Source organism: Pseudomonas sp. BCA17, assembly GCF_004519405.1.
Classification (GTDB): domain Bacteria; phylum Pseudomonadota; class Gammaproteobacteria; order Pseudomonadales; family Pseudomonadaceae; genus Aquipseudomonas.
On sequence record NZ_SGWI01000001.1, the window covers coordinates 143,784 to 160,066 of the forward strand.

Consider the following 16,283-nt stretch of genomic DNA (forward strand, 5'->3'; position numbering starts at 1 on the left):
TCAGACCACTCCCAACAGATAAACCACGGTGAACACGCAAATCCACACCACGTCGAGGAAATGCCAGAACAGGCTGAGGCAACTCAGTCGCGTCGCCTGTGTGGTGGTGATGCCTTGGCGACTGACCTGCCACATCAACACCGCCATCCACACGAGCCCCGTGGCGACATGCGCGCCGTGGGTGCCGACCAGAGTGAAAAACGCCGTGAGGAAAGCGCTGCGGCTCGGGCCATGGCCCTCGGCGATCAAGTGGTGGAACTCGTAGACCTCCATGCCAATGAATGCCAGACCCAGCCCGAACGTGATGCCCAGCCAGCGAATCAGCGCTTTTCGGTCATTGCGGTTCATTGCCAGCATCGCGTAGCCATAGGTGATGCTGCTGAACAACAGCAGCAGGGTCTCCATCAGCACATAGGGCACTTCGAAGATGTCGGCTGAAGAAGGTCCGCCAGCCACGCTGTCGCGCAGCACCGCATAGGTCGCGAACAATGTCGCGAACAGAATGCAGTCGGTCATCAGGTACACCCAGAAGCCGAAAATACGCATGGAACCGGCGTCTTCGTGGCCGTGGTCGTGGCTGTGGGCGATGTCTTTGTCCAATACGATGTCTGACATGATCACTCCTGCACCAGGTCGTTGAGCCTGGCGTGTTCGATCCGGGCCACTTCCTGCGCGGGGATGAAATAGTCGGTGTCTGCGTCATTGCTGCGAATGACCAGGGTCACGACCGTCGCCACCAAGCCCAAGATCGCCATCCACCAGATATGCCAGACCAGCGCGAAGCCGCAGACCAAGGTGAAACCGCTCATGATCAGGCCGGCGCTGGTATTGCGCGGCATATGGATTTGCCGATAGTCGGTCAGGCGCGTGACGCGGGTGCCGCGTTCTTTCATGGCCCAATACGCGTCCAGGTCATCGACCGTGGGTTGCTCGGCAAAGTTGTACAGTGGCGGCGGCGATGAGGTGGCCCATTCGAGCGTGCGGCCGTCCCAGGGGTCGCCGGTCTTGTCGCGATTCTTCGCGCGGTGCCTGATGCTCACATACAACTGCAATGCCTGACTGGCGACGCCGCACAGAATGATCCCCACACCGACCAACTCCAGCATCAGCCATGGGCGCCATTCCGGATTATTGAAGTGGTTGAGGCGCCGGGTCATGCCCATGAAACCCAGCATGTAGGAGGGCATGAACGCGAAGTAAAAGCCGATGATCCAGCACCAGAACGAGATCTTGCCAAGCCGGTCGTTGAGGGTGAAACCGAAGGCCTTGGGAAACCAGTACGTCAGCCCGGCCATGTAGCCGAACACCGCGCCGCCGATGATCACGTTATGGAAGTGCGCGATCAGAAACAGGCTGTTGTGCAGCAGGAAGTCCGCGCCCGGCACCGCCAGCAGCACGCCGGTCATGCCGCCGATGCTGAACGTCACGATAAAGCCGAGCGTCCACAGCATCGGTGTTTCAAAGCGGATGCGGCCTTTATACATTGTGAACAGCCAGGTGAAGATCTTCACCCCGGTCGGCACCGCGATGATCATCGTCATAATGCCGAAGAACGCATTGACGTTGCCGCCGGCGCCCATGGTGAAAAAGTGGTGCAGCCACACAATGAACGACAGCACCGTAATCGCGATGGTCGCCCACACCAGTGAGGCATAGCCAAACAGGCGCTTGCGGCTGAAGGTCGCGGCGATTTCGGAGAAAATCCCGAACGCCGGCAGGATCAGGATGTACACCTCGGGGTGTCCCCACGCCCAGATGAGGTTGACGTACATCATCGGGTTGCCGCCGGCCTCATTTGTGAAAAAGTGCATGTCCAGGTAGCGGTCCAGCGACAGCATGAACAGCGTGGCGGTGAGGATCGGAAACGCCCCCAGTATCAGGATCGAGGTGCACAACGCCGTCCAGGTGAAAATCGGCATCTTGAACAGAGTCATGCCCTTGGTACGCATTTTCAGGATGGTCACGAAGAAGTTCAGCCCCGTCAGCAACGTGCCTATCCCGGATATCTGCAGTGACCAGATGTAGTAGTCCACGCCCACGCCGGGGCTGTAGCCGATGCCGGATAAAGGCGGGTAGGCCACCCAGCCGGTCCGCGCGAATTCGCCCACGCCCAGGGAAATGTTCACCAACACCGCACCGACCACGAACAGCCAGAAACTCAACGCGTTAAGAAAGGGAAAGGCCACGTCCCGTGCGCCAATCTGCAACGGCACCACCACGTTCATCAGGCCGACCACAAACGGCATCGCCATGAAGAAAATCATGATCACACCATGCGCCGTGAAAATCTGGTCGTAGTGTTCCGGCGGTAAATAGCCCGGCCCGCCGCTGGAGGCCATGGCTTGCTGGGTGCGCATCATGATCGCGTCGGAAAACCCACGCAGCAGCATGACCAGCGCGGCAATGATGTACATGCAGCCGATTTTCTTGTGGTCCACCGAGGTAAACCACTCGCGCCACAAGTAGCCCCAATAACCTTTCCAGGTCACCCAGGCAAATATACCGACGCCAATCAAGGCGACCACCGCCAGCGTGTACATGATGATGGGTTGTTCGGTCGGGACGGCGTCCCAGCTCAGTTTTCCAAACATATCAACGCTCCTCCGCCATCCGATTTTGAGCAGGGTTGCCCGTTTCGCTTGCTGTGGTGCGCCTGGCTTTATTCATCCCTTCGTATTTGTCGACGATGGCCTGGAACAACCCGTGGTGGACGCTTGCGTAGTACGTCACCTGATGGCCGAGGGTTGGCTTGGCCAGTTCGTTGTAGGTTTTAGTGTCGAGGGTTTGCGGCGCGCTTTTGACGGTGTTCACCCAGGCCTCGAATTCGGCGGGCGTAGTGGACAGGGTGTTGAAGTGCATATCGGAGAACCCGGGCCCGTTGTAATTCGCGGCAATCCCGGGAAATTTCCCGGTTTCGTTGGCGATCAGATGCAGCTTGGTCTGCATGCCGGCCATCGCGTAGATCTGGCCACCCAGCGCGGGAATGAAAAACGAAGTCATCGCGGCGTCGGAGGTGACGGTAAAGCTGACCGGCGTATGCACCGGCAGCGCCAGCTCGTTCACCGTAGCGATGCCGAGGTCGGGGTAAATGAACACCCACTTCCAGTCCGTCGCCACCACCTGCACATTCAGCGGCGGTACATCCGAGTCGAGCGGTCGATAGGGATCGAGTCGGTGTGTGGTTTCCCAGGTGACGACGCCAAGAATGATGATGATCACCAGCGGCACGCCCCACACCACCGCCTCGATCTTGTGGGAGCTGGCCCAGTCCGGCGCATAGTCGGCGTTCTCGTTGGAAGCGCGATAGCGGTAGGCAAACCAGAACATCATCACGATCACTGGGACGACGACGATCAGCATCAATGCCGTTGCCAGGATGATGAGGTTGCGCTCCTCGATCCCGACCTGGCCCTTCGGGTTGAACAGAATGAAGTTGCAGCCCGACAGAAGCAGGCTTGCAAAGGTGATGAATAGGCAACGCTTGAGCGTACGCATCAGTGCTCTACCTCGACCAGAAACGGAAGGCGCCAGGCTCATTCAACCAGGTGCGGCGCGTGTGGAGTGCAGCCACCGGACAGTGGCGCATCCGGGGTAGAGGTCAGGGTGATATCGGATCGCTGGCGGGAAAGCTTTCTTCCAATGCCTGATCGAGTTGCGAATCGCTGACCTTGCGCTGCGAGGTGGCCACGCTTTGCTCGCAGGTGCAATCCACCGCCGGGCAGGGCTGCCCGCCGGGATGCATATCGGCACAGGCCTGGCTGCAAAAGTCTGCGCCGTCACGCGGGTAGACGCGGTCGGAATAAAGCGTGCACGTGCATGTCGAACAAGCGCATCTGAGGGAAGGTTCTGACATTTCTCGTCTCCTTGAAATTAACCGATAACGTCGCGCTGAAGCCCAAGCGCGTTTGCGGTTCACACACTCTTCGAAAGGCGTTGAAATAGTTAGTTGTAATTAAAAACGCCTCGGGAGACGAGCGGTATAACTAGCGAAGCGGCGAGTTCCAGTGATCGGAAGTTTGTGAAAGCTCATGAACTATCCATCGGTGTCCGCTCGTCCAGCCTTTGCAATTTATCTCAAACTTCACGACGTGGGAGTTACTCACAACTACACGAGTCGATGGCTCGTTAACTAACTCACGAGGTGAACTGACATGGCTAACAAAGGCAACGAGAATCCAGGCAACTTTGCGAACGACCCAGAGAAAGCCTCCGAAGCAGGTCGTAAAGGTGGCCAGGCATCGGGCGGCAACTTTGCCAACGACAAGGAGCGTGCGGCCGAAGCTGGCAAGAAAGGCGGTGAAAACAGCCACGGTGGCGGGCGTCAAGCCAGCGAATCTTCGGGCTCCGGCGGGCAGGGCAGCGGCAGCGGCGGCAACTTTGCCCAGGACCGTGAGAAGGCGTCCGAGGCCGGCAAGAAGGGCGGAGAAAACAGCCACGGAGGTGGCCGTAAATCGTAATGCGGGTTGAATGGATCAGGCCTCGTGATGTTGGCGAGGCCTGATCATCTTTAATTAGCTCAGCGTTTTATTGGTTCTGCGATAACTTTTATATATGTAACTAAGCATGCAGCCGGTTAAGACTGCGCACTTGAGTTTATTTTTTCGCTTCCAGCTCGGGGTCTTCGGATCGGGCGAGAAACGCCTCAGTAATTTCAGGCAGATGATCGAGAATCCATTTAGCCATTGCCTTTTCCTGCGGCAATATCTTCTCGCAGGCCGCTTGAGTCTGCTTATCGCCTGCGGCTTTCGCGGCGGCAATCAGCACCGTATAAGTTGCGATCTCGACGTTTTCAAACACGTAGCCGGCCATTGCGCCTTTGACCACTTCGTCGCTCATCAGCGAGCTCAAGCTTCCGGTTTGCCTAAGTTCGATGCAACTCAAGTGGATGCATTTGGTATCCATCGCTAAGAAGAGCGGCGCATTCAACATCTCGTCAGAACGTCACTTCACCCTTGAGTGGCCAGCCTTCAGGCACCAACGCCGGAGGTTTGCTCCAAGGTGCCTCGACCAGAGACTTCTGGAACCAGTCATCCCGTAGATTGGCGTGCTCGGTGATGATGATCTGGAAGCCTGGTACGTCTTCGACCGTGAACTGGTATAGCAGGTTGAACAGCTTGCGCACCGAATCCATGTCTGCATCGGATTGCTCAGTGTTCAATACCGTACCGTCGACCGCTTTGTACGACTCCTCTGAGGGGAAATACACTTGGGTCGGTTGATCGATCACCAAGAATCGCGGCATGGGTCGATTGCTCTTGACGCAGTACCAATGCAGGGCGAGCAGGGCAGAGAGATGATACGCCAGGTAGTTTTCGCCACCGCCTGTCCGAGCCATCGGCACAGAGCGCTCAGGACGATCGAAAATGATGGTCAGCTTCTTCAGGTCGAATCGCGCCGGGTAGGCACTGAATTCAGATTCGAAGCGTTTGTTGTACAGATTGAACTGTGCCGAGATGCTGTTCATGATCGATGCCAGGCGGTCGTCCACATCGACATCTGCCAGTGCCTTTTCAAGCTCCTGTACGCGCATTTCCCGACGACGATAGTCAGCCTCTTGCCGTTTTAGCGCATTGTCTGGGACGAAGCCCTCAAGGAAAAAACTGATGCGTCCCACCACATACTTGGCTGCGTCGCTTTGCTTCTGTGCGTTAGCCAGCACGGTATTGGCGGCGATGGCGGCTGTCAGCTCCGCTTCCTTCTCGACAATTGACTTGGTTGTGTCCTGAAGGCGTTGGTTTTCTTCCGCCAAGTAGCCCTGAATTTGCGGACGTTGCCCCATCACCGTCTGCATTTCTGCTTCCAGGGACGCCAGTTCACCGATGAGCGCTTGGGCTATGGGGGTTTCCATGGCCAGGTTCTTTTCTGCGAAAGGCCACTGCCATTCGCCTGTTGTTGCATTCTTCGGAAGCGACTTGATGGATAAGAGGCGGTCGATGTGTTCCGATGCCTCGCTCTGAAAGCCGCCGGCACGCCGTTCGAATATCTGGCCGGCTTCAATTTTGGATTTGATCTCGCGCTTGGTTTTCCTCAGCTTGGCCAGCTCAGTCTCCAACTTGGGGACCTTGTCCTCAGGCTGGGCGGGCGGTTTGGCGGGAGTCCACTGCGCTGCTGTTTTGAGGGCTGCAATGATCTCCTCGACCTCCCCAATGGAGGACTCTTGAGGGAGTATTCCTACCGCTTTGGCTTCAGTCAGTAGTGTGATGGCCTGGTTTCGGTTGTTGCCCACCGCTTGCTTTGCCTGCTCCAGCAGCTTTGCCTGGGCTCTTAGGTCTCGCTGGGCTGTCCGGAGCCTGGTCTGCAGCTCGTAACGCTCATTGGTTGAAGCGCCCAGCAGGATGGGAAGCGTATCTTTGATCGCCTGGGGTTGGAACGGCTCGTTCTGGCGATAGAAAAGCTGATCCTTATTGGTAACCAGGCCCTGCCTTTGGAACAGGTAGTAGTACGAATGCTTGATGGAGGCTTCGTAGCTATTACGCGTGTGCTCCTCCGCCACCTCTGTGCGGTTTTCCGGAATGCCAAGTTGACGTGACAGCAACGAGGTGACGGCGGTGTCGTCCGTGTTGACCACAAGCTCGGAAAACTCAGGGGGGGGCACAAACTCCCCGGTACGCGTCATAGCCAGGCTGCAGCTCGCGCCGCCTGACCGTGGGGCCGGCTTCGCGACCATGACCTGCACGTCCGGAAATTGATAGATCACTGCGAACCAAGACACCTTGTCCTGAATAACACCATCCGAAACGTTGAAGTTGGATTGGCCCATGCAGTATTCGATGATGTCCGAAAGGGCGGATTTACCTGTCGACGAGCGGCCCGTAATGATGTTAAGTCCGTCGACTTCGAAGTTGACATCGCGTCGCTGGCCGTCGTGGCTGTATACATGGATGGAGCTGATTTTCATGGTCGAATTCCAAAAGCGGTGTACACCGTAACCCTGTCTGCAATTTTAGCGAACTCTCTCCCCAGCAGAGCCGCTGCGCGTTGGCATGCCACTGATTCCTCGGTGCCCTCGATGTCTGCTTTAACCCTCCTGGCTTTCGGGAGAAATCGTCCGTGCGGGGTGACCTCGAAGCAGTCGGTGTAGTGCGCCAACGCAAATGCCTCGAACGTGAATGGCAGCATCTCGGTTACCCGCTCGGCCAGCCCGATTTGCATCTGGGGGTACGTTTCCACCGTCTTGAGCAGGTAGCCCTTGTAGTGCTTGAGCAGCGCGCTTCGAGATTCGTGATGGAGGCTCAGCGGCAATACAAGCAGTGACATCGAAAATGGCATCCCCTTGGGATCTACCACCGCATAGGCCTTGAGTGCACGCATCAGGACTACCGCGCAGAAGGCAGGGTTGAACAGATTTTTGGTCTCAAACGGACGCTCATCCCAGCGCATCATTCGGTCTCTCCAGCAGCCTTGGATAGGCGATCCAGAAGCTGTGGATGCCAGTAAACGGTGGGAAAGGGGCGCTTGTTGGCGAGAATCTGAAAGCTGCCGCGAAGTACGTAAGGCTCTGTCACGCGTGCCCGGATTTTCAGGTGAGCAAGCTTCTGAGCTTCTGTCTCAGCCCAGGTATACAGCTTCTTGCCAACGGCAATCAGTTCCTGGTCAGAGCAGTCCTCGATTGACGCACCAAGTGCATCATCGAATAGGACGTCTTTGGTGCGCTCCCACTCATTCGTCAGCCGGCGTTCATACTTCATGATTTCTTCAGAGCCCACCAAGCGGTGCCTTGCCCAGGCGGAGCGCTGCTCAAATGCTCGGTAGTAGTCCAGGATCGCATTCCGAATGCGGCTGGGGCTCAATTTCAGATCACGGAGTTGACTTACGAACAGCCGGTTATCGTTGCTCGCATCAATGGGGGATATGGGTGTCGCGTCCTCGAAGGTGATCGGAAGATTGTCATCCTTGTACTCCTCACTGAAGTTAAACAGCTTCTCCGAAACGTCTCGGGCATATGCGGGCTCACTCTGCGGGTCGCAGAGCATCTGGATGATTAGGTCATTCCACCATCCCTCCAGGCGCTCAAAGACTGCATCTCTGTGCTCAGCACGGATTGGCCGCATTTTCTGGGCCTTGATGAGTGCTGGGAGATCGCCAATCCGAGGCGTGCTGTCAATAATCGTGATTCTCGATACGAAGTCCTCTTTCTCCAGCGCTGTCAGCTTCGAGAGCAACTCCTTAATCTTGATGAACGATTTCGCCTTGCTGTTGGCGAGCGTGTTCTCTGTTAGTTGCCAAAGGCTGGGCTGAGCTTCCGTTGTATTGGCACCGTACAGAAAGAATCTCAAGAATGAATCCGGTGCGACGGACGAGGTGGTGAACAGAAAAAACTGATAATCAGACTCAACCCGCCCATTGGCTTGGTAACGAGTTAGCCAGATATTTACCGACTTCCAGAAGTCGACAGACAGGTCAGTCAGGCGTTCACCAACAGCCTTGTGCTTGAGAGAGGCCAGTGTCTTCTTTCCAGAGGACTCCAGGAAGTCGAGGTCATCTTCCTTCTCGATGAGGATCGCGGTGTCCTCTGGAAGCTCTAATGCCTGGTACAACGCAAAGCGAGGTTGGAAGATGTAGCCCAGCCCCTGTTCTCCGGCGCTGTAGGGATCGCTATCTTTCTTTTGATCTGCGGAATCGTTGCTTGCTACAGAACTCATAATTCAGCCCATGCTCCAAGATCGTTCATCCCAGGCCTGCTGTGCCAGGAATTGGGGGCGAGCCGATTCTATCGACCGCCTTCTGTTGTGGTCGTACATGCCGCAAGCAACGCCTGATGTGAAGTGGTTGGCTATTACTGTCTGAGTGGCTGCGAGCATTGAGGCGAGGGCTTGCTCACGGTGCCACCATATCTTGCGAGTGAAAGCTTGATGGTGCCGGGTAAGTGTGTGGAGACGACACCGGCACGAGGAGAGATTTGCGTGAGAGGGTATAGGTCGCGCTGGAGTGAAAGTAATTCGGTTGTTGGTGCTTTTACAGCGGGAAGTCGTGGCGCGATGTTTGATGCCAGTGGGGAGGCGCGAGATGAGCGGCGCTGCGACGTATACGCCTAGGGCGAACATTACCCTTGGGCTTTGCGCTCGTGCTGGCATCCTTTCCATGAACAACCTGACCTAACCGAAACTCCTTTGCGCATATTCTGACTTGAGTGATGGCACATGGCAACTACTTGCACCAGGCGCGATGACGTCCTGCCTCTGCCCCCGTAGCTGTGATTCGCCTAGCTCCGTCTTGAAGCTGGTGTAGATATCGCGTTCACCCTCGCTGTTGGTGTCTCGCACGCCTAGGTTTAAGGTTTTCACTGGCTAGGTAGGTTTCGCATAAGATGTCACAAGTTTTTCACTGAATAATAAGAGGGAAGTTAGTTTGCAAGGAGATACTTCTAGCTCCTTCACAAAGCAACTATCCCTCCTTTATCTTTATTTTTTCATTGGGCAGTTACGGGCATCATGACTGCGCCCACTGCAAATACTGCAACGTCTGGCATCCGGACACGTTTGAGCGTTATGCCCGGGTTTGCTGCATACAGAGCATCGATTAACGTTAGGGCAGTTCCGCAGTGTGTGATTACCAGCTCCGCATTGACTACACGACATATCTATACCTCTTGATCAGTTCCTTGGCGGTTTTTTAAAACGGCATTGGCTGCCATTTTCTCTTCGAGCCTGCCCGTGTCGCGCAGTTTCTGTAACTGTGCATCCGGCAAGTCTTGATATGTTTCTTTCAGTTCATTTGCTTCACGTACTTTCTTTACTGCCGAAGTCCCTGCGTAAAGAACGGAGTTGAACAGCCCCTTGCCGAAAAGCTTGGCTCCAGCCAAAGCAGTGTCTTTGGCACCTATCGCTCCAGATACCTCTTGATAAGCATCCTTTAGATCAAAATAGGGAGATTTCGATTTTTTTTCCTGTTGTGAAGCCTCGTCGCTATCCATTGCTAGCTATCCTGCGAGCTACTAAAAGAAGGCGATTTTAACCATTTTGAGATCATGGTGCCACTACCTCGGATTGCAACACACATCCAATAATCGGTGGATGTTGAAGGCACCCCTGGTCGATCTCAAGGCTATCCGAATCCCCCACCTTTATCTGATGGGCTTGGAATACACATCATGATGTCCTTGTATGGATGATGGGGGTTGGCGGCCGGGTGTGTAATAGCAAGCGCAAGCTCACGAACACATCCATTGATGGCTCCAAGCTATCATCATTGTCGAACACTCGATTATCCCCACTTCTTGTAAGGAGGTTCAGCCATTAACCGAGGTGATCGGATAACGCTCTACGACTGCAGGGAACACCAGCGGTGTGATTTTTCGCGAAGGGGGTGTTGGATCTTGAGCTTGTGGCATCCTTTTCAAACCATCCAAAGCATGCCCTCAAATATGCCCCCAAGTGTGGCAATACTCTGGAAGTGAATGGATCTTCATGGCCTATGAAAAGTCAGAAATGATCAGATTGAACAGCCCGCCCGACGACACTTATAGACTATCCGGGTCGCCAAAAAACATCTGAATCCGCGACCGCAACCACCGCTCCCCCGGATCGTTATCCTGTGAGCCACGCCATGCCATGTGCAGCTCGAAGCTGCGCACCGGCAGCGGCGGGTCTTCGGCGCGCAGGCCGCCGGCGGAGGTCAGGGCCTCGGCTGCGTAGTCCGGCACGGTGGCGAGGATGTCGGTGCCTGCCAGCAGTGTGCCCAGCCCGTTGAACTGCGGCACGGCCAGTACGACGTGGCGCTTGCGATCGAGCTTTTCCAACTCTTCGTCGATAAAGCCGCTGAGGTCGCCCGCGAACGATACCAGTGCGTGGGGGCGGGCGCAGAAGTCGTCCAGGCTCAGGGAGCCGGGTACGCTGTCGGCGCGTAACAGTTTCGGCAGGCTGCGGCGCAGTACTTTGCGCTTGGCGTTGGCCGGCAAGTCGGCGGTGTAGCTGACGCCGATGGAGATTTCGCCGGAGGTCAGCAGGCCCGGCATCAGGATGTAGTTGACTCGGCGCACCACCAGCACAATGCCCGGAGCTTCGGCGCGCAGGCGCTTGAGCAGTTGGGGCAGCAGGGCGAACTCGACGTCATCGGACAGTCCGATTCGGAAGACCGCGGTGCTGGTGGCCGGGTCGAACTCGGCGGCACGGCTGACGGCGGTCGAGATCGAGTCCAGGGCCGGGGAGAGCAGTGCGAAGATTTCCACGGCGCGGGCCGATGGTTCCATGCTGCGCCCGGTACGCACGAACAGCGGGTCATCGAACAACCCACGCAGGCGTGACAAGGCTGCGCTGATGGCCGGCTGGCCAAGGAACAATTTCTCGGCGGCGCGGGTCACACTGCGCTCATGCATCAAGGTTTCGAATACGATCAAGAGGTTAAGGTCGACACGACGCAGGTCGTTACGGTTCATCTTGTGTCCTGGAAGAGTCAGCAAACTTGACGAGAGCGGCCATATTCAGAACCTTGGATTCCATTCAAAAGCATGACCGGCATGAATCTTACGGGTAAAGACTGGTACTCTGCACCGGCTAATTGAGTTTCTTACGATCGTTGGGGTCTATTCCTCAGATGCGGAATCAATGGCAGGCATGTTGACTATTAATGGCGACCGGTGGCCTTGCCTGGAAAGCCCAGATAGAGTTCATGGCATTAGAGGTTACTTTGACGAGGTTTGCGATGTCCCGCACGATTCGTTTTCACAAGTTTGGTCCGGCCGAGGTGCTCAAGTGCGAAGAGCATGCAGCCGCACAGCCCGCACCGGGCGAAGTGCAGGTGCGCGTCGATGCGATCGGCATCAGTTGGTACGACATTCTTTGGCGTCAGAACCTGGCGTCTTCCCACGCTCGTCTACCGTCGGGCCTTGGCCATGAGATGGCCGGGGTGGTTGTCGCCCTGGGTGACGGCGTTGACGACCTGGCAGTGGGTGACAAGGTGGCCAGTTTTCCGGCCGAGAGCCCCAACGACTACCCGGTGTATGGCGAACAGATCGTTCTGCCTCGCTCGGCCTTGACCCGCTACCCGGACGTCTTGAGCCCCATTGAAGCCAGCGTGCACTACACGCCGCTGTTGATTGCCTACTTTGCTTATGTGGACCTGGCACGGGTCAAGCCCGGCCAGTTTGCCCTGGTGACTGACGCCAGCCACTGCGCGGGGCCTTCGTTCGTGCAACTGGGTAAAGCCCTGGGTGTGCGAGTGATTGCCGCGACCAAGGACAGCGCGGAACGCGAGTATCTGCTCTCCCTGGGCGCAGAGAAGGTGATCGTGACTGAAGAGCAGGACCTGCTCATGCAGATCAACAAATATACCGATAACCGCGGCGTGGATGTGGTGTTCGATGGCTTGGGTGGCCCACAGATGTCGCTGCTCGGCGATGTACTGGCACCGCGTGGCAGCCTGGTGTTGTATGGCTTGCAGGGTGGCAACCAGACGCCTTTCCCGGCCTGTGCTGCGTTCCAGAAGAACATTCAGTTTTTCGTCCACTGCATCGGTAACTTCACGGGTAAGCCGGAGCTGGGGATCATCCAGGACCAGGTGGCGCTGCAACGTGCGTTGCGCGATATCAACCAACTGACCGCCGACCGCGTGCTGGTGCCGTTGAAAACCACGGTGTTTCCGTTCAGCCAGTTCGTCGAAGCGCACCGCTACATGGACGAATGCCCGTGCCGCGAGCGGGTTGCCTTGCAAGTTGAGGCTGTTTGAGCTGTAGGAGTATTCGCAAATGAGCACGCCTGGGTCCGATTGGATGAGGCAAATACGCCATTTGTCAGGGCTTAACCTGCACCTGGGTTAAGCCTCCCCCGGGCCCTTGCGCCCTGCAAACAATACCTTTGCCCCTTGCGCCGCCCTGAATTCCAGCGCGGCGTTGTTGTGTGGGCGCCATTAAAGTCTGGCCGGTTGATCATCTGAACGGGTTTCTGACGCTCTTCTGTATCTGTTAATCATTATTTGAGTGCCGATAATTGTGCCTTCACTGTCATCTCAAGGACTGAGCAATGATTGACTATCTGAAACTCCCGCGTCGCCTCGTCAAAACTAATGTTGGCCTGCCTGTCTGTATAAAAAGTTTATCCGGGATGCCTGGGCGTTTATTCAGGAGTCGGGTGAGAGGGCAAATTAATATTGGTCGGATATTTCCCTAATCTATTAGTTAAAGGGGAGTAGGACGCTGTCGGAGTATTCCTAGGGCTAGTCCTGTTTTCGTTGTGGGGTGCGCAGGATCGCGGCCTTGCAGGGGGCTGGACTCTAAAGTACCGCCAGGGAAGCTCCGGTGGGTTTGTTGCAGGGTGCTAATGTTGATTCATCCTCATGCCCTGTAATGAGAAATAAACCTACAGATGTAATAGGTCAGGCAGTTGCTCTTGGCAGTTGCTTGAAACTGATATTTCAACTCGGGTAGTAGAGCAATGAGCGCAATTCACGAGCAAGCCATGAACTATGTTTATCATCAAGTTCTGCAACGGTTGATCGGACACTTTACGCGTGCCGAACGTACCGCACTTCAATTACTGATTCAGCGAATTGTGGTGGCCGCCGGCGGCATGGAGCAAGTAGGTGACTACAAGGTACTTGTCGCCCATGGCGGCGGTGCTGTCAGCAGTTACACGCTGGCGCTGCTTCGGGCGGCGCAATTGACCATCGCCGGGCGCGCGCCCAAGACATTTCATCTGCGCGTGGCAACCTTGCGGCATGCGGGCATGACCCAGGCAACCCTGGATACCCTGCAGCAAGGCTACAGCGCGTTGTTCTTCCACGACGACCCTCGCGTAGACCTGCTGCTGGTGGAGAATCAGGAGGTGTTGCCTTTCAATCATCAGCGCCCGGCGTCGAGTGCGGGGCGTGAGGTCAGCCGGCGCAATATGCTGATGATAGGGCACGTGACTACCGGCGATATCAGGGCGACATTGTGTAGCGACACCTACTTGCGCCTGGGGGATTTCTACCAGCGGGCCTCTACGTGGGGCGGTGGCGTGCATGCGGTGGTCAGTGGCGATTCTGCGCGCAAGCAAAGCCAGTACCTTGCCTGGCTCAAAAAGACCGCCATCGCGGCGGGTATCACCGTGGCGCCCGGCAGGCCGCTATCGCTCAATGCGTTGTATGCACGTATGGAAGAGTGGAGTACCGGTTGTTACCGCGAACTCTACGGCGAACAGTATGTGGAGAGCGACAGTGCGGGGCGGAGTGGGCACCGTCATCTGGCGTATATCGGCATCGACGATCTGCTGGAGGGCGTGGACGTTACCTCGGCACCGCTGCTGACGCAGTTCCTGGCCCGTAAACCGGACCCCTTCGCGTTTCATTTCAGTCATCCGGGATTCCCCAATCCTTTGCTGATGGCGCATATGCATGGACTGCAGGCGCAATGCCTGCGAGAGCTTTCCTACGAGGAAGGGGTGGATAGTTTTATCAGACAAGCAATGGACTACATGTACCGGCGACAGATTCCACACCACCTGATTGAGGAGGCAAGCGGTGACGACGGACGTATTCTGTCAGCCACCTATGCCCAGGAGTTTTTTGGCCTGGATGAAGGGCAATTGACTTGCCTGCTGTTCTCGCCATTCATTCACCACGGCGAGCGACTCGAAGGCTACCTGCGCCAATGCCACCCAGGCATGCTGGTGGCGCTCCCCGAACTGCACAACGTGTTGCAAGGCAAGCCTGCCGGCGATGTGTTGCAGCAATGGGCGGTCGACACCAGCGGGTTGCCGTTGCCGTTATTGCAACTCCTCTATCGCAAGCGGCCGATGCAGATCGGGCGGAGTGCCCAACTGTGCGACCGGCATTTGGTCCAGGCGCAGGCTGCACAGTTGTCAGGGCGTTAGCCGCGTGCATCGGTTTGTCAGTTCAGGTAAGCGGCAATGACCCTGCGCGGTGAGCGACAGGCGGATTTCGCTTACCAGGCGGTGTACCGCTACATGATCAACCTGATCAACGAAGTCAGCCTGGAAATACCGGTCAAACTGCCGTCCCTGCGGCAGTTGTCGGCACGGTTGAACGTGTCGATCTCGACGATTCAGTACGCTTACTCATTGTTGGAAAAGGAGGGACGGGTCTACTCGGTGGCCAAATCCGGCTATTTTGCCTGGCCTGTGACGGTCAAGCCGCAAGTGATGACCGGCGCCGATCTGCTTGAGCGGTTGTATGCGGCGGCGCGGCGTCCGGCGATGGTCGTACTCAGCGGTGATGAGCCGGCGCTGCTGGGCTCGCTCGACGGTGCATTGCTGATGCTGGAGCGCCAACTGGTGCGGCGGCATCCGCATCACCTGCAGCCCTGGTTGCAACCCTGCGGCGTCTGGGAGCTGCGCACAGCGTTGGCGGCGCGCTACACCTCGTCGCCCACACGGTGCTGGCAAGCCGATGACGTGTACATCGGCGCAGACTTGCAGGGTGTATTGGAGATCCTGATTGACGCTCTGGGGCTCAAGGGCAGCGTGGTGGTGGTTGAGTCCCCCTGTGATTATCTGATTTTGCGCCTGTTGCAGGCGGCCGGTGTGCGGGTCGTCGAGTTGCCTTGGCAGGCCGGCGGCAGCCTCGACCTGGACACGCTCGAACACTGGCTGCGTCACGAGCCGGTGCACCTGGTGCTGTTGTCATCGGTGGTCAGCATGCCGTCGGGCATTGCCCTGTCGGCCGAGGAGCGGCTGGGCGTGGCCCATCTGCTGGACCACTATGGCTGCTGGTTGCTGGAGAACGATACATTCGGTGAACTGAGCTTCGCGTCGTCCCCGGTCCCCTTGCGAAACCTGGTCAACCCGGAGCGGCTGATCGTGTTCTCTTCATTCGAAAAGGTACTCGGGCCGGAAGCCCCTTTCGGTTATGCCTTGTCACGGCACTTGAGCAGCGAGCTGCAGCGCCAATTCCTGTTGCGCTCATTCAGGCTGTCGTCTATCCGTCAGCGCGCCATTGCCCAGCTTTACCAGGATGGCCGGTTCGACCAGCACCTGCAGACGCTGCGCGAGCACTTGCGCGAGCAGGCACAGGCCATGAGCCAGCGCCTGGATGCGCGCATGGACGGGCGCGTGACCTATCGAATGCCCATCGCCGGCGCCAGCTTCTGGTTACAGTCGGTGGCGGCGGTGGATATGCGCCAGGTGTTCCAACGCATGGTTGCTCAACAGGTCGTGATTGGCCCGGGTGAACTGTTCAGTCTCAGTGGCTTGCACCATCAGCATATGCGGCTGAGTCACACGTTCAATGGGCACCTCAACCTGGATATCACCCTGGATTCCCTGGCGCAGGCACTGCGCGAGGCGCAGACCGACTAGCGTATGAAAAATCTCCAATGATTGTCGGATCGATATCGTCGCGAAGTAGTCCAA

At 56.9% G+C, this 16,283-nt stretch carries 12 protein-coding genes and 3 pseudogenes; 5 read left to right on the forward strand and 10 right to left on the reverse strand.

The window, feature by feature from the left end; genetic code table 11:
• The 4 genes from cyoC to EXW71_RS00595 form a co-directional block, all read right to left on the reverse strand.
• Positions 1–615 (reverse strand): cytochrome o ubiquinol oxidase subunit III, encoded by a 615-nt coding sequence (gene cyoC / locus EXW71_RS00580; RefSeq protein ID WP_134657168.1) that lies wholly within the window; start codon positions 613–615, stop codon positions 1–3.
• Between the two features lie 2 nt (positions 616–617).
• Positions 618–2,591, reverse strand: coding sequence for a cytochrome o ubiquinol oxidase subunit I (gene cyoB, locus EXW71_RS00585; RefSeq protein ID WP_134657169.1), 1,974 nt, complete (start codon positions 2,589–2,591; stop codon positions 618–620).
• A 1-nt stretch (position 2,592) separates the two neighbouring features.
• Complete coding sequence (gene cyoA, locus EXW71_RS00590; protein ID WP_134657170.1) at positions 2,593–3,495, reverse strand: ubiquinol oxidase subunit II; 903 nt, start codon at positions 3,493–3,495, stop codon at positions 2,593–2,595.
• A gap of 103 nt (positions 3,496–3,598) precedes the next feature.
• Positions 3,599–3,853, reverse strand: a complete 255-nt coding sequence (locus EXW71_RS00595) for a metallothionein family protein (protein WP_123718241.1) — start codon at positions 3,851–3,853, stop codon at positions 3,599–3,601.
• 298 nt (positions 3,854–4,151) lie between these two features.
• Between EXW71_RS00595 and EXW71_RS29270 the strand changes: the two are divergent.
• Both EXW71_RS29270 and EXW71_RS29275 read left to right on the forward strand, forming a co-directional pair.
• Positions 4,152–4,316, forward strand: a pseudogene (locus tag EXW71_RS29270) (general stress protein); the annotation flags it as partial.
• Between the two features lie 60 nt (positions 4,317–4,376).
• Positions 4,377–4,457: pseudogene (locus tag EXW71_RS29275) on the forward strand (KGG domain-containing protein); the annotation flags it as partial.
• Positions 4,458–4,593: 136 nt separating this feature from the next.
• On the opposite strand, the pseudogene EXW71_RS00605 reads toward EXW71_RS29275, so the two are convergent.
• The 6 genes and pseudogenes from EXW71_RS00605 to EXW71_RS00630 all read right to left on the reverse strand — a co-directional run.
• Positions 4,594–4,842, reverse strand: a pseudogene (locus tag EXW71_RS00605) (DUF892 family protein); the annotation flags it as partial.
• A gap of 91 nt (positions 4,843–4,933) precedes the next feature.
• Positions 4,934–6,898 carry a DUF3732 domain-containing protein gene (locus EXW71_RS00610; RefSeq protein WP_134657172.1) on the reverse strand — a complete coding sequence of 655 codons (1,965 nt, stop codon included), beginning with the start codon at positions 6,896–6,898 and terminating at the stop codon, positions 4,934–4,936.
• The gene (locus EXW71_RS00615; RefSeq protein WP_123718244.1) at positions 6,895–7,383 is read right to left on the reverse strand and encodes a three component ABC system middle component; all 489 of its coding nucleotides are present in this window, start codon (positions 7,381–7,383) and stop codon (positions 6,895–6,897) included. The genes EXW71_RS00610 and EXW71_RS00615 overlap by 4 nt, the downstream gene beginning before the upstream one ends.
• A complete protein-coding gene (locus EXW71_RS00620) occupies positions 7,380–8,642 on the reverse strand; it encodes an ABC-three component system protein (protein ID WP_134657173.1) in 1,263 nt (420 codons plus the stop codon). The genes EXW71_RS00615 and EXW71_RS00620 overlap by 4 nt, the downstream gene beginning before the upstream one ends.
• A 938-nt stretch (positions 8,643–9,580) precedes the next feature.
• Positions 9,581–9,913: a hypothetical protein gene (locus EXW71_RS00625; protein ID WP_123718246.1), complete on the reverse strand. Its 333-nt coding sequence runs from the start codon at positions 9,911–9,913 to the stop codon at positions 9,581–9,583.
• A 546-nt stretch (positions 9,914–10,459) separates the two neighbouring features.
• Positions 10,460–11,374 carry a LysR substrate-binding domain-containing protein gene (locus tag EXW71_RS00630; RefSeq protein WP_123718247.1) on the reverse strand — a complete coding sequence of 305 codons (915 nt, stop codon included), beginning with the start codon at positions 11,372–11,374 and terminating at the stop codon, positions 10,460–10,462.
• 266 nt (positions 11,375–11,640) lie between these two features.
• Here EXW71_RS00630 and EXW71_RS00635 point away from each other — a divergent pair, with 266 nt between their 5' ends.
• From EXW71_RS00635 to EXW71_RS00645, 3 genes are all read left to right on the forward strand, one after another.
• The gene (locus EXW71_RS00635) at positions 11,641–12,663 is read left to right on the forward strand and encodes a zinc-dependent alcohol dehydrogenase family protein (protein WP_123718248.1); all 1,023 of its coding nucleotides are present in this window, start codon (positions 11,641–11,643) and stop codon (positions 12,661–12,663) included.
• Between the two features lie 704 nt (positions 12,664–13,367).
• A complete protein-coding gene (locus EXW71_RS00640) occupies positions 13,368–14,786 on the forward strand; it encodes a hypothetical protein (protein ID WP_134657174.1) in 1,419 nt (472 codons plus the stop codon).
• Between the two features lie 36 nt (positions 14,787–14,822).
• Positions 14,823–16,229, forward strand: a complete 1,407-nt coding sequence (locus EXW71_RS00645; protein WP_134657175.1) for a PLP-dependent aminotransferase family protein — start codon at positions 14,823–14,825, stop codon at positions 16,227–16,229.
• Positions 16,230–16,283: the final 54 nt, after the last annotated feature.

Excerpts from the sequence above, each read along its gene's own strand:
- cyoC (WP_134657168.1), bottom strand. The coding sequence starts at position 615 with ATGTCAGACATCGTATTGGACAAAGACATCGCCCACAGCCACGACCAC.
- cyoB (WP_134657169.1), bottom strand. The coding sequence starts at position 2,591 with ATGTTTGGAAAACTGAGCTGGGACGCCGTCCCGACCGAACAACCCATC.
- cyoA (WP_134657170.1), bottom strand. The coding sequence starts at position 3,495 with ATGCGTACGCTCAAGCGTTGCCTATTCATCACCTTTGCAAGCCTGCTT.
- EXW71_RS00595 (WP_123718241.1), bottom strand. The coding sequence starts at position 3,853 with ATGTCAGAACCTTCCCTCAGATGCGCTTGTTCGACATGCACGTGCACG.
- EXW71_RS00610 (WP_134657172.1), bottom strand. The coding sequence starts at position 6,898 with ATGAAAATCAGCTCCATCCATGTATACAGCCACGACGGCCAGCGACGC.
- EXW71_RS00615 (WP_123718244.1), bottom strand. The coding sequence starts at position 7,383 with ATGATGCGCTGGGATGAGCGTCCGTTTGAGACCAAAAATCTGTTCAAC.
- EXW71_RS00620 (WP_134657173.1), bottom strand. The coding sequence starts at position 8,642 with ATGAGTTCTGTAGCAAGCAACGATTCCGCAGATCAAAAGAAAGATAGC.
- EXW71_RS00625 (WP_123718246.1), bottom strand. The coding sequence starts at position 9,913 with ATGGATAGCGACGAGGCTTCACAACAGGAAAAAAAATCGAAATCTCCC.
- EXW71_RS00630 (WP_123718247.1), bottom strand. The coding sequence starts at position 11,374 with ATGAACCGTAACGACCTGCGTCGTGTCGACCTTAACCTCTTGATCGTA.
- EXW71_RS00635 (WP_123718248.1), top strand. The coding sequence starts at position 11,641 with ATGTCCCGCACGATTCGTTTTCACAAGTTTGGTCCGGCCGAGGTGCTC.
- EXW71_RS00640 (WP_134657174.1), top strand. The coding sequence starts at position 13,368 with ATGAGCGCAATTCACGAGCAAGCCATGAACTATGTTTATCATCAAGTT.
- EXW71_RS00645 (WP_134657175.1), top strand. The coding sequence starts at position 14,823 with ATGACCCTGCGCGGTGAGCGACAGGCGGATTTCGCTTACCAGGCGGTG.